Annotated in this window: 16 protein-coding genes; 3 read left to right on the top strand and 13 right to left on the bottom strand. The window is 66.0% G+C overall.

Annotated features, from left to right (window positions below):
* Positions 1–4 precede the first annotated feature (4 nt).
* The 7 genes from M2432_RS10935 to M2432_RS10965 all read right to left on the bottom strand — a co-directional run bounded on the left by M2432_RS10935 (position 5) and on the right by M2432_RS10965 (position 5,693).
* The gene (locus M2432_RS10935) at positions 5–172 is read right to left on the bottom strand and encodes a DUF3117 domain-containing protein (RefSeq protein ID WP_005059648.1); all 168 of its coding nucleotides are present in this window, start codon (positions 170–172) and stop codon (positions 5–7) included.
* Positions 173–330: 158 nt separating this feature from the next.
* Complete coding sequence (locus M2432_RS10940; protein ID WP_280826830.1) at positions 331–927, bottom strand: DNA-3-methyladenine glycosylase I; 597 nt, start codon at positions 925–927, stop codon at positions 331–333.
* Positions 924–1,232 (bottom strand): DivIVA domain-containing protein, encoded by a 309-nt coding sequence (locus M2432_RS10945; protein WP_280826831.1) that lies wholly within the window; start codon positions 1,230–1,232, stop codon positions 924–926. The genes M2432_RS10940 and M2432_RS10945 overlap by 4 nt, the downstream gene beginning before the upstream one ends.
* Before the next feature lie 124 nt (positions 1,233–1,356).
* On the bottom strand, positions 1,357–2,298 hold the full coding sequence (locus M2432_RS10950) for a glucosyl-3-phosphoglycerate synthase (protein ID WP_280826832.1): 942 nt from the start codon (positions 2,296–2,298) through the stop codon (positions 1,357–1,359).
* Between the two features lie 31 nt (positions 2,299–2,329).
* The gene (gene folP, locus M2432_RS10955; protein WP_280826939.1) at positions 2,330–3,154 is read right to left on the bottom strand and encodes a dihydropteroate synthase; all 825 of its coding nucleotides are present in this window, start codon (positions 3,152–3,154) and stop codon (positions 2,330–2,332) included.
* A 182-nt stretch (positions 3,155–3,336) separates the two neighbouring features.
* Positions 3,337–5,118, bottom strand: a complete 1,782-nt coding sequence (fadD6, locus tag M2432_RS10960; protein WP_280826833.1) for a long-chain-acyl-CoA synthetase FadD6 — start codon at positions 5,116–5,118, stop codon at positions 3,337–3,339.
* Between the two features lie 11 nt (positions 5,119–5,129).
* A complete protein-coding gene (locus tag M2432_RS10965) occupies positions 5,130–5,693 on the bottom strand; it encodes a TIGR00730 family Rossman fold protein (RefSeq protein ID WP_280826834.1) in 564 nt (187 codons plus the stop codon).
* A 113-nt stretch (positions 5,694–5,806) separates the two neighbouring features.
* On the opposite strand from M2432_RS10965, the gene M2432_RS10970 reads away from it, so the two are divergent.
* A complete protein-coding gene (locus M2432_RS10970) occupies positions 5,807–6,685 on the top strand; it encodes a type VII secretion target (RefSeq protein WP_280826835.1) in 879 nt (292 codons plus the stop codon).
* Here the strand turns inward: M2432_RS10970 and M2432_RS10975 are convergent.
* The 3 genes from M2432_RS10975 to dapE all read right to left on the bottom strand — a co-directional run bounded on the left by M2432_RS10975 (position 6,682) and on the right by dapE (position 9,883).
* Positions 6,682–8,271 carry an ABC-F family ATP-binding cassette domain-containing protein gene (locus M2432_RS10975; protein WP_280826836.1) on the bottom strand — a complete coding sequence of 530 codons (1,590 nt, stop codon included), beginning with the start codon at positions 8,269–8,271 and terminating at the stop codon, positions 6,682–6,684. The genes M2432_RS10970 and M2432_RS10975 overlap by 4 nt on opposite strands.
* Before the next feature lie 185 nt (positions 8,272–8,456).
* Positions 8,457–8,822 carry an RNA-binding S4 domain-containing protein gene (locus M2432_RS10980; protein WP_280826837.1) on the bottom strand — a complete coding sequence of 122 codons (366 nt, stop codon included), beginning with the start codon at positions 8,820–8,822 and terminating at the stop codon, positions 8,457–8,459.
* The gene (dapE, locus tag M2432_RS10985; protein WP_280826838.1) at positions 8,819–9,883 is read right to left on the bottom strand and encodes a succinyl-diaminopimelate desuccinylase; all 1,065 of its coding nucleotides are present in this window, start codon (positions 9,881–9,883) and stop codon (positions 8,819–8,821) included. Before dapE ends, M2432_RS10980 begins: the two co-directional genes overlap by 4 nt.
* Positions 9,884–9,943: 60 nt before the next feature.
* On the opposite strand from dapE, the gene dapD reads away from it, so the two are divergent.
* Complete coding sequence (gene dapD / locus M2432_RS10990) at positions 9,944–10,876, top strand: 2,3,4,5-tetrahydropyridine-2,6-dicarboxylate N-succinyltransferase (protein ID WP_280826839.1); 933 nt, start codon at positions 9,944–9,946, stop codon at positions 10,874–10,876.
* A gap of 13 nt (positions 10,877–10,889) precedes the next feature.
* Here dapD and M2432_RS10995 read toward each other — a convergent pair whose 3' ends face one another.
* Positions 10,890–11,315 carry a TIGR03618 family F420-dependent PPOX class oxidoreductase gene (locus tag M2432_RS10995; protein WP_280826840.1) on the bottom strand — a complete coding sequence of 142 codons (426 nt, stop codon included), beginning with the start codon at positions 11,313–11,315 and terminating at the stop codon, positions 10,890–10,892.
* A 58-nt stretch (positions 11,316–11,373) separates the two neighbouring features.
* A complete protein-coding gene (locus tag M2432_RS11000) occupies positions 11,374–12,780 on the bottom strand; it encodes an acyl-CoA synthetase (protein WP_280826841.1) in 1,407 nt (468 codons plus the stop codon).
* 41 nt (positions 12,781–12,821) lie between these two features.
* On the opposite strand from M2432_RS11000, the gene M2432_RS11005 reads away from it, so the two are divergent.
* Positions 12,822–13,397 (top strand): NUDIX hydrolase, encoded by a 576-nt coding sequence (locus tag M2432_RS11005; protein ID WP_280826842.1) that lies wholly within the window; start codon positions 12,822–12,824, stop codon positions 13,395–13,397.
* On the opposite strand, the gene M2432_RS11010 is transcribed toward M2432_RS11005, so the two are convergent.
* A complete protein-coding gene (locus M2432_RS11010) occupies positions 13,374–14,318 on the bottom strand; it encodes a proline dehydrogenase family protein (protein ID WP_280826843.1) in 945 nt (314 codons plus the stop codon). The two genes, M2432_RS11005 and M2432_RS11010, sit on opposite strands and share 24 nt — an antisense overlap.
* Position 14,319 lies beyond the last annotated feature (1 nt).

The following is a 14,319-nucleotide window of genomic DNA, read 5'->3' on the forward strand; positions in this document are numbered from 1 at the left end:
CTTGCTAGCTGGTGACGTTCTTGAGCTCGTCGCCGAGCGCCGCAGCCTCGTCCGGTGTCAGCTCGACCACCAGGCGTCCCCCGCCTTCAAGTGGTACCCGCATCACGATGCCGCGCCCCTCCTTGGTCGCTTCCAATGGACCGTCACCAGTCCGGGGCTTCATCGCCGCCATCGAGTGCTCCCTCCGGATGCGGCCGGGCCGCGTCCACGGTCCCGGGTCAAGACCGGGAATTAGGGCCCATGTGCGGACCGGTTCCCGGCGCTGAAACTGCTACTGAACTACGTCCATTGTTCCTTATCCGCACCAGTGGGTGTGCAAAGACCCGTCCGTCACGTTCGGACAGGGCTGTGACGTGGCACCCAACAGCCGGCGACGTGATCGTCGACCATCCCGGTAGCCTGCATCAGCGCGTACGCCGTCGTCGGCCCGACGAAGCGAAATCCGCGCCGTTTCAGTTCTTTCGCCATGGCGACCGATTCGGGTGTGGTGGCCGGGACATCCGCCAGCCCGGCGGGGCGCGGCCGCGGTGGTTCCGGCGCGAATGACCACAGCAGTTGGTCAAGGTCCAGGCCGGTCTCGTCGATGACCCGAGCGTTGGCGATGGTCGCCTCGACCTTGGACCGGTTGCGCACGATGCCGGGATCGGCCAGCAACCGGTCGATGTCCTTCTGCCCGAACCGGGCGACTTTTTCGATGTCGAAGCCACCGAACGCGGCGCGGAAGTTCTCCCTCTTGCGCAGGATGATCAGCCAGGACAGCCCGCTCTGGAACGCCTCCAACGACATCCGCTCGAAAAGCGCTTTGGTGCCGTGCAGGGGCCGACCCCACTCGATGTCGTGGTAGTCGCGATAGAGCACGGCGTCAGCCGACTCCGAGCGGTCGCCGGTGGTCTCGGCCCAGCCGCAACGCACCTTGCCGTCGGTCACTGTCCGGCATTCTCCACGGCACCAGCCCGCAGCGTCGTCAACTCACCACGCAGCGAGTCGATCTCCTGAGACAACCGGTCCAGCACCCAGTCGACCTCACTGGTCTTGTAGCCACGCAGGGTCTGGGTGAACTTCACCGCCTCGACGTCGGCGCCGGTGACACCCGAGGCGGGCAGCACCGTGGCCGTCGTGCCACGCGGCAGCGGCGGCAGCTGTTCCCCACGGCCGAACAACACGCTGCCCAGAGCGAACAGCACCACGGCCACCAGAATCAGCACCGCCAGGTAGATCAGAATCAGCGTCACGCCTCTGATCCTGCCGGATCACTCTGACAAGCACCCCGCACTCTGCGCCGAGATCGACGAAATGGCCGCATCTACTCGCACAAAATGCCCCGTCTGTCCGTTTGGCCGGTAAAACGCGCCAGGATCAGCGCAAGGTGTTCATGGGCGGACGGTCCACCAGGGACACCTCGGACGTGCGGGGCGTGTAGACGTCGCCGTCGGCGAAGAACTGGGTCAGCCCGACCCCCGAATCATCGATGCCGCAGCGCGACAACAAGGTGGCAATCACCTGCCGGCTCATGGCCGCCAACTCAGTCAGCGGGCGGTTGCGGTGAGTACGCACACCCAGGTTGACCTGGGCAAGGGCGTCCAAGCCCAGCTTGTCGTAGGCGTCGATCAGCAGGCCGATCTCGACCCCGTAGCCGGGCGCGAATCCGACCGAGGTCAGCAGTTCCCGGGTACCGGCGTACTCGCCGCCGAGCGGCTGCAGCAGGCAGGTGAGCTCTGGCCGCAGGGAAGCCAGGAGCGGGCGGGCGACCAACTCGGTGACCCGGCCACCGCCGTTGGCGTCCTCGGCGCCGCTGATCTTCAGCGGACGCCGGTAAAAGCCCTTGACCAGGTGCACTCCGTCAGCGGTCAGCAGCGGGCCGAGCAGCTTGGGCACGAACATCGGGTCGGGATCGAGCAGGTCGGAGTCGACGAACACGATGATGTCGCCGGTGGTCGCCGCCAGGGAACGCCACAGTGCCTCACCTTTACCGGGCTGGATCGGCACCTCGGGCAATGCCTGCTCACGGCTGACCACTCGAGCCCCGGCCTCGATCGCCCGGATTTCGGTCTCGTCGGTAGAGCCGGAGTCCAGTACGACCAACTCATCGACCAGGCCACCCAGCAGCGGGCTGATGCTGTCGATCACCCCGGCGACGGTTTCTTCCTCGTTCAGCGCCGGCAGCACTACCGAAACAGTGCGACCGGCTTTGGCGGCCTCCAGTTCGGCAAGCGTCCATGACGGACGGCTCCAGCTGCGTTCGTCCAGCCATGAGTGGCCGGCGATGGCTTCGGCGGACAATTCGGGCGACAGAGTCATGTGCAATCCGCCTTCGGCTTCTTGCTGGCTGTCATGCCAGTCCCCTCACTGTTCGAGTCGGCGGACGCCTGCCCTGGATCGACGCGACCATTTCCAGGACCCGTCGGGTCGGACCCACCTCGTGCACCCGGAACATGGCGGCGCCCTCTGCGGCGGCCAGTGCCGTCGCAGCGAGCGTGCCTTCCAGGCGTTCAGTCAGTCCCACACCAAGAGTCTCCCCGACAAAATCCTTGTTACTCAGGGCCATCAGCACTGGCCATCCGGTATTTACAAGATCTTTTACGTGGCGCAACAAACTAAGGCCGTGGTAAGTGTTTTTGCCGAAATCGTGGGTCGGATCGATCAAAATCGCGTCCCTGGAGACACCGATATCAACGGCGTGTTGGGCTGCCGATGTGACCTCCGCGAGGACGTCATCGACCACTCCGCGTTCGGTGATGCCGTAGTTGACCCGGAACGGCCGGGTGCGCGGAACCGCCCCACCGGTATGTGAACAGACCAGACCCGCACCGAATTCTGCGGCCACTTCCGGCAGGCCCGGGTCGGCACCGGCCCAGGTGTCGTTGATCAGGTCGGCGCCGGCCGCGCAGGCTTCTTTGGCCACCTCGGCCCGCCAGGTGTCGACGCTGATCAACTGGTCGGGGTATTCGCCGCGCAGCCATTCGACGAACGGCACCACCCGGGCGATTTCCTCATCGGCATCGACGGTGTTGCCCGGTCCGGCCTTGACCCCGCCGATGTCGATGACGTCGGCGCCATCCTCGATGGCGCCGCGCACTGCCTTTTTGGCGGCCTCGTCGCTGAAAGTAGCGCCCCGGTCGTAGAACGAATCAGGGGTGCGGTTGACGATTGCCATGATCAGCGCACGGTCGCCCGCCACCGGACGGCCAAGAAAACGGCCGGTTTGACTGGGTGGGAACGGCGACTGCACGGCTCCCAGGTTATAGGGATGTCATGCGCGCCCACTCATCCATTGATTCTGCGGCTACGGTGACGCCCACTCACATTGTTCCGCCACAGCCGCAGAGTCAACGGTGATCACTTGGGCTTCTGGCCGTCCTTCACCTCGACCGGGTATTCGGGATAGAACGGCACGTAGCCCCCCTCGCGCCCGGCCAACACGTACAGCGGGTCCGTGACGTCCGAGCCGTAGGCCTGTTTACGCAGGTCCACCTTCTGGCTCTTGAAGGTCGAGGTGTATGCCAGGGTCTGCACCACCCGGACGAACAACGGCACCGCGTACACCGGCAGATGCGCATAGGCCGCCGCGGCTAACGCCGCCCCGTCGAACTCCTGGCCGTCGCGCAACTGGACCGCGACCATGCCGGCCCGGCCGCCGCAGCCAGGGACCTCGACGCCATAGACCGTGCATTCCTCGATCTGGTGGTCCGTGCCCAGTGCCGCCTCCACCTCGGTGGTGGCGACGTTCTCACCCTTCCACCGGAAGGTGTCGCCGAGTCGGTCGGCGAAGGCGGCGTGCGCCAAGCCCTGGGCCCGCATCAGGTCACCGGTGTTGAACCAGACGTCGCCGTCCTTGAAGGCGTTGCGCACCAGCTTCTTCTCGGAGGCCGATTTCTCGGTGTAGCCGTCGAACGGCTGCAGGCTGTTGACCTTGCTGAGCAGCAGGCCCGGTTCACCGGACTTGACGCGGCGCAGCCTGCCGTCGGCGGCCCGAGCCGGTTCACCAGTCTCGAGGTCGTACTCCACGTATGCCACCGGAGATGGGCAGATGCCGGTGGTCTTGTCCACCCCGAACACATTCAGGAACGCGCTGTTGCCCTCGCTGGAGGCATAGAACTCGCATACCCGCGGGATACCGAAGCGGGTGGTGAACTCATCCCAGATGGCGGGCCGCAAGCCATTGCCGGAGATAACGCGGATCTTGTGGGCGCGGTCGGTGGGCTTGGGCGGCTGGTTGAGCAGGTAGCCGCAGATTTCGCCGATGTAGATGAAGGCGGTGGCGTCGTACCGGATGACCTCGTCCCAGAACCGTGACGCCGAGAACGACCTGCCCAGCGCAAGGGTTGCTCCCGAATTGATCACCGATGACACCGCAACGGTAAGGGCGTTGTTGTGGTACAGCGGCAGGCAGCAATACAGCGTGTCGCTGCTGTTCAGCCGCAGACCCAAACCGCCGAACCCGCCGAGCGCACGCAGCCAGCGGTAGTGCGTCATGACGCTGGCCTTGGGCAGACCGGTGGTGCCCGAGGTGAAGATGTAGAACGCCTTCTCCTTGGCCACGATCTTGTCGGTGACAGCCGGGTTGGCGGTCGAGGCGCCGGTGGCTTGTTCGCGCATGTCCTCGACGGTCATCAGGCCCGCGATCAGTGCGGGGTCGGCACCGCTTTCGTTGACCGGCTCGACGAGGTCGGACTCGGCGACCACGACCTTGGCGCCCAACAGGCCCAGGCTGTGTGCCAGCACATTGCCGCGCTGGTGGTAGTTCACCATGCCGGCCACCGCGCCGCACTTGACCGTGGCCAGCATCAGCAACACCGCGTCCGGCGAGTTGCGCAGCATGATGCCGACGACGTCGCCGGGGACCACGCCACGGGCAGCCAGCACCGACGCATACCGGTTGACGGTCTCGTTGGCCTCGCGGTAGGTGATGCGCTGGTCATCGAACTTGATGAACACGTTGTCGGCGTATCGGGCGGCCCGTTCCTGGAAGACCTTGCCGATAGATGTCTGGGCCGTCGGGCGGGCACCGAAGCCCGTGATGATGCCGCGGACGATGGTCGGCGCATCCATCAGGAAGCCGGGCAGTTTCGTGGCGATATCAAGCAGTCCGACGCTGCCGCGGGAGGTGTCGTCACTCATGGCCGATAACCCTAGTGAGCGACCTCACTTGGCTCACAGGCAGCCATCGCCGCGTCGACATCCCGGACGACCATCAAACGCTCCAGCGCACCCTCGGAGACGTAGCCGGTGCCGATCAGGGTGCGCAACCAGTCCAGTAGACCGTCGTAATGGCCGTCCGGGTCGAGCATCACCAGCGGCTTGTCGTGCATGCCGAGATAACCGGCAGTCCAAGCCTCGAAGAACTCTTCAAGAGTGCCGATGCCACCAGGCAGCACCAGGAATGCGCCGGCGCGGTCCTCCATGACCTGCTTTCGTTCGCGCATGGTGTCGGTGACGATCAACTCGTCGGCCTCGGTGTCGGCAAGTTCGCGATGCACCAGTTGTTTCGGGATGACGCCGACGGTCCGGCCACCGCCGGCACGGGCGCCGTCGGCAACCGCGCCCATGGCCGAGACGTTCCCGCCGCCGGACACCAATGTCCAGCCGCGCTCGCCGATGGCACGGCCGACGGCACCGGCAAGCGCAAGCAGTTCCGGGTGGCGGGGCCCCGAAGCGCAGTAGACACAGACGGCGTGGGAAGTCTCGGCGGGCACAGCGCCACGCTAGACGACAGCCGGTTGCCTGTCCGGAGCCGGCCGATTTCCCGTCGGACGGCCACCCACCACGGCCGTAACATGGATCACAACTGTTACCCGGAGGACTGAGGATGGCCGATCCGCTGTACGTCAATACCGAAGGTGTGTTGGGGTTTTCGCATCTCCACGACGCCATCTCCGGTTCTGTCGGCGAATTGCACGGGGCTATCGGTGACAACACCGATGCCAGTCACGGCTTGATCGCCTTCCCGCTGAACTCGACGTTCAGCCACACCCTGGACAGCCGCGGCCATGTGCTGAAAGGGGCCAAGGCCGACGGGGAACGCATGTCCGAATCTCTGAAACGCGCCGCCTCGGCATACGGCGGGGCCGACGAACAAGGCGCCGAAGCTGTGGCCAACGCGGCCGAGGGCATTCCCGGGCACGGCGGACCGAGCGCAGGCACGCCCGGCGGTCTGGGCGCTGCGGTCCCAGGAGGTGCGGGCGCGGGACAAATGGGTCAGGTGCTCGGCCAGGTGGGCCAGCAGGTCGGTCAGGTGGCGCAGTCGATCGCGCAGCCGATTCAGGGGCTGGTGCAGTCGCTGGCTCAGATCCCGCAGCAGCTGGCGCAGAGCCTGAGCGGCTTGGGTGGGGGCGTGGGCGGCGGTTTGGGTGGCGGCCTCGGTGGTGGACTGGGTGACGGGACCGGACACCTGGGCCAGTCGGCTTCGATGGACCACGACGCGCCGGGCGGCGGCGGCCATGGCGATCACGCCGGCGGGTCGGGTCACGACGGGCTCGGCGACGAGAAGGACCACGACAAGAACCACAAGAAAGACCGTGACCGCGAGTTCGATCGCAAAGCCGACGGGCGCGACGGTGACGGAGTCGAGCTGCTCAGTGATCACAGCCCGGGTGGTACCGACGACCATGCGTCCGGGGGCGTCGTGGGCGGAAGTACCGCGAGTCCGCCGCGCCGGCCGGCTCAGACCCGGCCGCAGGACATCTAGCCCGGCAGCCGGATTCTGCGGTCGATGCCGATGGCATCGAGAAAGCGCTCGTCGTGGCTCACCACAATGACGGCACCGCGATAGGCGTTGAGCGCGGACTCCAGCTGCCCGACGCTGACCAGGTCCAGATTGTTGGTGGGTTCGTCGAGCAGCAACAGTTGCGGCGCAGGCTCGGCGTAGAGCACACACGCCAGCGTGGCGCGCAGTCGTTCCCCACCCGATAGCTGCCCGACGGGTAGCTCAACCCCGTTGCCCCGAAACAGAAATTGCGCCAATAGGTGCATATGCCGGGTGATGCTCAGCGTCGGGGCCCAGGCGGCCAGGTTGTCCAGTACGCTGCGCTGCTCGTCGAGCAAATCCAGGCGCTGGGACAAGTAGGCGATCCGCTCGACGCCGCGGGTCAAGTTTCCAGTGTCGGGTTGCAGGTCTCGGGTGATCATTCGCAGCAGCGTGGACTTTCCGGTGCCGTTGCGCCCAATCAGGGCAATCCGCTCGGGGCCGCGGATGTCGATGTCTATTCCGTTGTCGCCAAACAGCATTCGCCCACCACGGCTGATATTCATACTCTCTGCGTGCAGGACGGTTCGACCGGCGGGCACCTCGGTGGCGGGTAGATCCAGGGCGATGACGTCGTCGTCCCGCACCGCACGTTCTGCACCGTCAAGACGCTGCTTGGCGTCGTCCACCCGTTTGGCGTGGACGCCGTCGGCGCGGGCCGCTGATTCCTGCGCGTTGCGTTTGAGTTTTCCGGCAATGATTTTCGGTAGCCCAGCATCCTTGACGTTACGCGCGGCGGTACCGGCCCGACGGGCCGCGCGTTCGCGAGCCTGTTGCATCTGCCGCTTCTCCTGCTTGAGCTGCAGTTCCGCGGTGCGCACATCAGCTTCGGCCACCCGTTGTGCTTGTTCCACCGCAGCTTGGTATTCGGCGAAGTTGCCCCCGTAGAACGCGACTTCACCGTCGCGCAACTCAGCGATCCGGTCCATCCGATCCAGCAACATGCGGTCGTGGCCGACCACCAGCAGCGTCCCCCGATAGTCATCCAGGGCGAAGTAAAGACGTTGCCGCGCATCGGAATCCAGATTATTTGTCGGTTCGTCGAGCAACAGTACGTCGGGACGCCGTAACAGCTGCGCGACCAACCCCAGCATGATCACCTCTCCCCCAGACAATGTGCCGACGGTGCGGTCAAGCGGGATATCCAAGCCCAGCCTGGCCAACTGCGCGGTCGATCGCTGCTCGACGTCCCAGTCGTCACCGATGACGGCAAACACCGCTTCGGAAGCGTCGCCGTCGGCCAGCGCCTGCAACGCGGCCAAAACCCCTGCAATGCCGAGGATTTCGGCAACAGTGAGGTCAGTTGCCAACGGCAGCGCCTGGGGCAGGTAGCCGACCGAACCCTCGACCGTCACTGTGCCACCGGTTGGTTTGAGTTGGCCGGCAATGAGTTTGAGCAGAGTGCTCTTGCCCTCGCCATTGGGAGCGACCAAGCCGGTGCGACCCTCGGGGACGGTGAACGACAGGTCATTGAACAAAGGGGTGTCGTCCGGCCAGGCGAATGACAGGTGTGAACAGACAATAGACATGCTGGTACTCCAAAGCGATACGGGCGCTGTGCTTTATGTGTGACACGGCGCCGCCGTACAGAACAGGAACGAATCGACTCTCGGGATTACCCGGAGATGTCGTCTCCCAGCATGTTTTCGGCCCACCTCGGTTGACAGCAGTTGCAAGTTCCACAGTACACAGGGGCGCAACCGATTATCTCCGGTCAGGAGTAGCCGCGCAGCCGATCCAGCTGTCGCCGTTCACGTTTGGTGGGCCGGCCGGCTCCCCGATCACGAACCGGGACAGCGGGTACCGTCACCTTGGACGGTGGCGGCGGGCTGCGGTCGATCAGGCATTCCGATGCGACGGCAGCCCCTACCCGCTTTGCGATCGGCCGGATTACCTCCACGATGCGCTCACGCCCGTCAAGCCGGACGCGTACTTCATCACCGGGCCCCACCAACTGCGCAGGCTTGGCGGTGACGTCGTTGACGCAGACGTGCCCCGCCCGGCACGCAGCGGCAGCCATGGACCGGGTCTTGGTGATCCGGACGGCCCAAATCCAGCTGTCGACGCGAACGCTGCTCAATTCGTCAGATACCGCCGCAACATCTCGGTCGTCGCGGCAATGGCCGCCACCGACACCCGCTCATCGGACTTGTGCGCCAGGTTCGGATCGCCAGGTCCGTAGTTGACTGCCGGAATGCCAAGGGCTGCAAAGCGAGCCACGTCGGTCCAGCCGTATTTCGCCCGTACCTGACCGCCTGCTGCAGCGACCAGCGCAGCCGCTGCGGGCTGGGTCAGGCCGGGCAACGCGCCGGCCGCGGCGTCGGTCTGTTCGATGCTGACGTCCAGTCCGGCGAATACCTCGCGGACATGAGCCAGCGCCTGGTCGACGCTGCGGTCGGGCGCGAACCGGAAGTTGACGGTCACCGACGCTGCATCCGGGATCACGTTGCCGGCGATGCCGCCGTCGATCCGCACCGCGGACAGGCCCTCACGGTAAACGCAGCCGTCGATGTCCACCTGCCGGGCCTGATAGCTGGTCAATCGATCCAGCACCGCACCCAGTTTGTGAATGGCGTTGTCGCCCAACCAGGACCGTGCCGAGTGCGCGCGGGTTCCGTTGGCGCGCACCACTACTCGCAGCGTGCCCTGGCAGCCCGCCTCGATGTAGCCCCCCGACGGTTCGCCGAGGATCGCGACATCGGCCGCCAGCCAGTACGGCAGCTCGCGTTCGATACGACCCAGGCCGTTGGCACTGGCTTCGATCTCTTCGCAGTCGTACATCACCAGCGTGATGTCGTGCGTCGGTTCGGTAATGGTGGCGGCCAGGTGCAGGAACACCGCATCGCCGGCCTTCATGTCAGAGGTGCCGCAGCCCCACAGCTCGTCGCTGTCGAGTCGGCTGGGCAGGTTGTCCGCGGCCGGAACCGTATCGGTGTGCCCGGCCAGCAGCACCCGTGACGGCCTGCCGAGGTTGGTGCGGGCCAGCACCGCATCGCCATTGCGGATCACCTCGAAGTGCGGCGCCTGCGCCTTGAGTGCGGCTTCGATCTCGTCGGCGATGCGCTGTTCGTGCCGCGACTCGCTGGGAATGTCGACCAGGGCGGCGGTCAAGGCGATCGGGTCGGCGCGCAGATCCAGCATCAACCCAGGCTAGCGGGTCCCTTCCCCCGATCTCCCCAGCTCTCGGCGCGGACAGTAACCTTGAGCAACGTGACTTCTGCATCTGGCATCGGCATCGCGACCATCACCGCCGACGGAACTGTCCTGGATACCTGGTTCCCCGCGCCCGCGCTGTCGGCCGACGCCGCGGCCGGTCCGGTCCCCGCGGAGTTGGAGGCCCTGGTCGGCAGCGACGACGACCGCGGTGTGCGCACCGAAATCGTCCGCACCACCATCGCCTCGCTGGACGACAAGCCCGTCGACGCGCACGACGCCTACCTGCGCCTGCACCTGCTGTCGCACCGGCTGATCGCGCCGCACGGCGCCAACATGGACGGAATCTTCGGCTTGCTGACCAACGTGGTGTGGACCAACTTCGGCCCGTGTGCGGTCGAGGGCTTCGAGACGGTGCGCGCACGGTTGCGCCGTCGCGGCGCGGTTGCTGTCTACGGCGTCGATAAGTTCCCGCGCATGGTCGACTACGTGCTGCCGTCGGGCGTCCGGATCGCCGACGCCGACCGGGTCCGCCTGGGCGCGCACCTGGCGTCCGGCACCACCGTCATGCACGAGGGCTTCGTCAACTTCAACGCCGGCACCCTGGGCACCTCGATGGTGGAGGGCCGAATCTCGGGCGGCGTGGTGGTCGGTGACGGTTCCGACGTCGGCGGCGGCGCCTCGATCATGGGCACGCTGTCCGGCGGCGGCAAAGAGGTCATCTCCGTGGGTAAGCGCTGTCTGCTGGGCGCCAACGCCGGCCTGGGCATCTCGCTGGGAGACGACTGCGTGGTCGAGGCCGGCCTGTACGTCACCGCAGGCACCAAGGTGACCACCGCCGATGGTCAGACCATCAAGGCCGTCGAATTGTCCGGCGCCAACAACCTGCTGTTCCGGCGAAACTCGGTCAGTGGCGCGGTCGAGGTGGTCAAGCGCGACGGCACCGGCATCACCTTGAACGAGGCGCTGCACGCCAACTGATTTCGGCGGGCCGTCAGGTCCAGGGGCCGACGCCGGTCACCTTGTCGATGCGGATGCGGGTCAGGTATCCCGGGGGTGCATCCGGCGGCGGGAACTTGCCGTTGAAATCTGGCGCCAGCACATTGTTCAGTCGGGTGAGTACCTCGGGGGCCCCACCCTCGACGATCCGGGCGGTGCCGGTGATCGCCAGGTAGGGCACGACGGGCTGCGAGCCGCGGTCGGCGCCGACAATTGTCAGCGCCACCCGGCCGTCCCGCCGCGCATTGCGGACCTTCTTGTGCTCGCTGAGATGAGCGCTGACCAGTTCGTCGCCGTCCGGAGTGGATTGCAGTTCCACCCAGACCACCGAAACCTGGGGGCTGCCGTCTGCATTCAGCGTTACCAATGTCGCGTTGGCACCGTCGCCGATCAGGGCGCGGGCGTTGTCGTTCAGTCGCATGGTGATGAGAATGTCACGACGGTGCGCGGTATTCCCGACCTTCGACGCACGTTCGTGGTTAGACCAACAGCTTCTTCTGCACCTTGCCCATGGCATTGCGGGGCAGGGATTCGACGACGCGCACCTCGCGCGGCCGCTTGTGGACCGAAAGTTGTTGCGCAACAAAGTCGATGAGCTCATGCGGCGCCGCAGACCCGACCACGAAAGCGACGATCCGCTGACCCAGATCGTCATCGGGTACGCCAACCACCGCCACCTCGTCCACCCCCGAGTGCCCCAGCAGCACTGTCTCGATCTCGCCTGCGCCGATCCGGTAGCCACCCGACTTGATCAGGTCCACAGATTCCCGCCCGACGATGCGGTGCATGCCGCCCGCGTCGATCGCCGCCACGTCGCCGGTCCGATACCAGCCGTCCGCACCCAGCACCTCGGCCGTTGCGTCCGGTCGGTTCAGGTAACCGGTGAATACAGTTGGCGATGAAACCTCCAGTCGCCCAATGCTTTCCCCGTCGTGCAGCACAGGGGCGCCATCCTCGCCGGCCAAGCGGGTCTGCACACCATCCAGTGGCAGCCCCACCCAACCGGGTCGCCGTTCGCCGTCCACCCGGGTGGACAGGGTGATCAGCGACTCGGTGCTGCCATAACGCTCCACCGGCTCGTGTCCGGTCAGGCGCACCAGACCGTCGAACACCGGAACCGGCAGCGGCGCACTGCCGGAAACCAGCAGCCGAGCCTTGGACAGGGCGGCGGCCGCCGAAGCATCGGCCACCACGCGCGACCACACCGTCGGCACCCCGAAGTAGAGCGAGCCGTCCGCCGCGGCGTAGCTGTCCGGTGTCGGTTTTCCGGTGTGTACGAAGCGATTTCCAATGCGCAGCGACCCGAGCAGCCCGAGCACCAGGCCGTGCACGTGGAACAGCGGCAGTCCATGGACCAAGGTGTCGGCCGGCGTCCAGGCCCACGCCTTGGCCAGGGCGTCGATATCGGCAGCAATGGCCCGGCGGCTGATCAGCACGCCTTTGGGCAGCCCGGTGGTGCCGGAGGTGTACATGATCATTGCGGTGGATTCCGGCGCCGGTTCGGCATAGCGGTGCCACGACCGCGCATGCAGGCGCACCGGAATGTGCGGCAAGCCTTCGCTCGCATCTTCTTCTGAGGGCAGCTCGCCGAGCCAAGCCTGCGCGCCAGAGTCGCCGATGATGTGCCTGCGCTCGGCGGCACCGACGTCGGCGGGCACCGGCACCACCGGCACCCCGGCGATCAGGCAGCCCGTGATGGCCAGCACGGTCTTGGCGGTCGGCCGGGCCAGCACCGCCACCCGAGACGCTCCCCCGACCCGCTCGGCCACCGAGGTGGCAGCGCCCACCAGGTCGCTGCGGGACAGCACGCTTCCATCGATGCGCACGGCGTCTTCGATGTCATGCCCGGCGGCGACAATGGCAGGGTTCAGCGAGGTCAACAACACGATTGCGAGGCTACTCGCCGCCGTTGGGCGATACTGGGCGGGTGATCGAGCGTATCGATTCCCGCGAGGTGTACCGCAATTCCTGGTTGGTCGTGCGGGAGGACGCCATCAGGCGCCCCGACGGTTCGGCCGGCATCTACAGCGTGGTCGACAAACCGACGTATGCGTTGGTGATCGCGCAGCAGGACGACATGATCCACTTGGTCGAGCAGTACCGGTATCCGCTCGGCCTGCGCCGCTGGGAGTTTCCGCAAGGCACCGCACCGGGCACGCTGGACGGCGACCAGCCGCCACCGCTGGAATTGGCGGCCCGCGAGCTCCGCGAGGAGACCGGCCTGCGCGCCGCTTCGATGCGGCTGCTCGGACAGCTTGATGTGGCCGCAGGCATGAGCAGCCAGCGCGGCTGGGTGTTTCACGCCACCGGCATCACCGAGGGTGACCACGACCGGGAACACGAGGAGCAGGACATGCGCAGCGCCTGGTTCACCACCGCTCAGTTCGAGGACATGGTGCGGACCGGAGAGATCACCGATGCCCAGTCGATAGCGGCCTGGATGCTGCTGCGACTGCATTCCCAAAAGCCCAGCGGCCCATCAGTGGGACGCCAGCGCCCGTAGGAAGAAGGTCAGGTTGGCCGGACGTTCTGCCAAGCGCCGGACGAAATAGCCGTACCACTGCGACCCGAACGGCACGTACACCCGGACACGGTTGCCGGCCTCGGCCAGCCTCCGCTGTTCGTCGTCTCGAATGCCGTACAGCATCTGGTATTCGAAATCATCTGGCCTGCGGCCGAACTCGGCCACCAAGTCCGGCACTGCCTCGATCACGACAGGGTCGTGCGAAGCCACCATCGGGTAGCCCGAGCCGGCCATCAACACCCGTAGGCAGCGCAGGTAGTTGTCGGTGATGTCGTCGCGGTCCCGGAATGCTACCGACGGCGGTTCGTCATAGGCGCCCTTGCACAACCGGATTCGGGTTCCAGCCAGGTCCTGGCAATCGGCTTGGGTGCGTTTGAGATATGCCTGCAGGACAGTGCCGAGCCAGTCGAAATCGGCGTGCAGTTCCCGCACTATCGACAGTGTCGAGTCGGTGGTGGTGTGGTCCTCAGCGTCGATGGTTACCAAGATGCCGAGGTCACGAGCCTTGGCGCAAATGACGTGGGCGTTCTCCAGCGCGATCTTCTCACCGTCGCGCGGCAGCGCCTGGCCCAGCGCCGAAAGTTTGAGCGACACTTCCGGTTGAAGGGGAATGGCGCCGGGCTGCGGACCGAGAGCTCCGAGTAGATCGAGGTACGCGGCAACCGTCGCATTGGCGGTGTCGGCATCCACGACGTCCTCGCCCAGATAGTCGATGCTGACGTAACGATTCGTATTGGACAGCAGCACAACAGTATCCAGCGCATCACTGACCCGCTCCCCGGGCACGAAGCGGTGCACCACCTGCTGGGTCACCGGAACTCTTTCGATCATGTGCCGCAATCGGTGACTGCGACTGGCGGCCAGGATGGCCGGCCGGGCAACCCCTTTGAAGACTGACATC

The organism is Mycobacterium sp. OTB74 (assembly GCF_029892685.1).
GTDB lineage: Bacteria > Actinomycetota > Actinomycetes > Mycobacteriales > Mycobacteriaceae > Mycobacterium.

Excerpts from the sequence above, each read along its gene's own strand:
- M2432_RS10975 (WP_280826836.1), bottom strand. The coding sequence starts at position 8,271 with ATGTCTATTGTCTGTTCACACCTGTCATTCGCCTGGCCGGACGACACC.
- M2432_RS10995 (WP_280826840.1), bottom strand. The coding sequence starts at position 11,315 with ATGCGACTGAACGACAACGCCCGCGCCCTGATCGGCGACGGTGCCAAC.
- folP (WP_280826939.1), bottom strand. The coding sequence starts at position 3,154 with ATGGCAATCGTCAACCGCACCCCTGATTCGTTCTACGACCGGGGCGCT.
- M2432_RS10970 (WP_280826835.1), top strand. The coding sequence starts at position 5,807 with ATGGCCGATCCGCTGTACGTCAATACCGAAGGTGTGTTGGGGTTTTCG.
- M2432_RS10935 (WP_005059648.1), bottom strand. The coding sequence starts at position 172 with ATGGCGGCGATGAAGCCCCGGACTGGTGACGGTCCATTGGAAGCGACC.
- M2432_RS10950 (WP_280826832.1), bottom strand. The coding sequence starts at position 2,298 with ATGACTCTGTCGCCCGAATTGTCCGCCGAAGCCATCGCCGGCCACTCA.
- fadD6 (WP_280826833.1), bottom strand. The coding sequence starts at position 5,118 with ATGAGTGACGACACCTCCCGCGGCAGCGTCGGACTGCTTGATATCGCC.
- dapE (WP_280826838.1), bottom strand. The coding sequence starts at position 9,883 with ATGCTGGATCTGCGCGCCGACCCGATCGCCTTGACCGCCGCCCTGGTC.
- M2432_RS11010 (WP_280826843.1), bottom strand. The coding sequence starts at position 14,318 with ATGTCAGTCTTCAAAGGGGTTGCCCGGCCGGCCATCCTGGCCGCCAGT.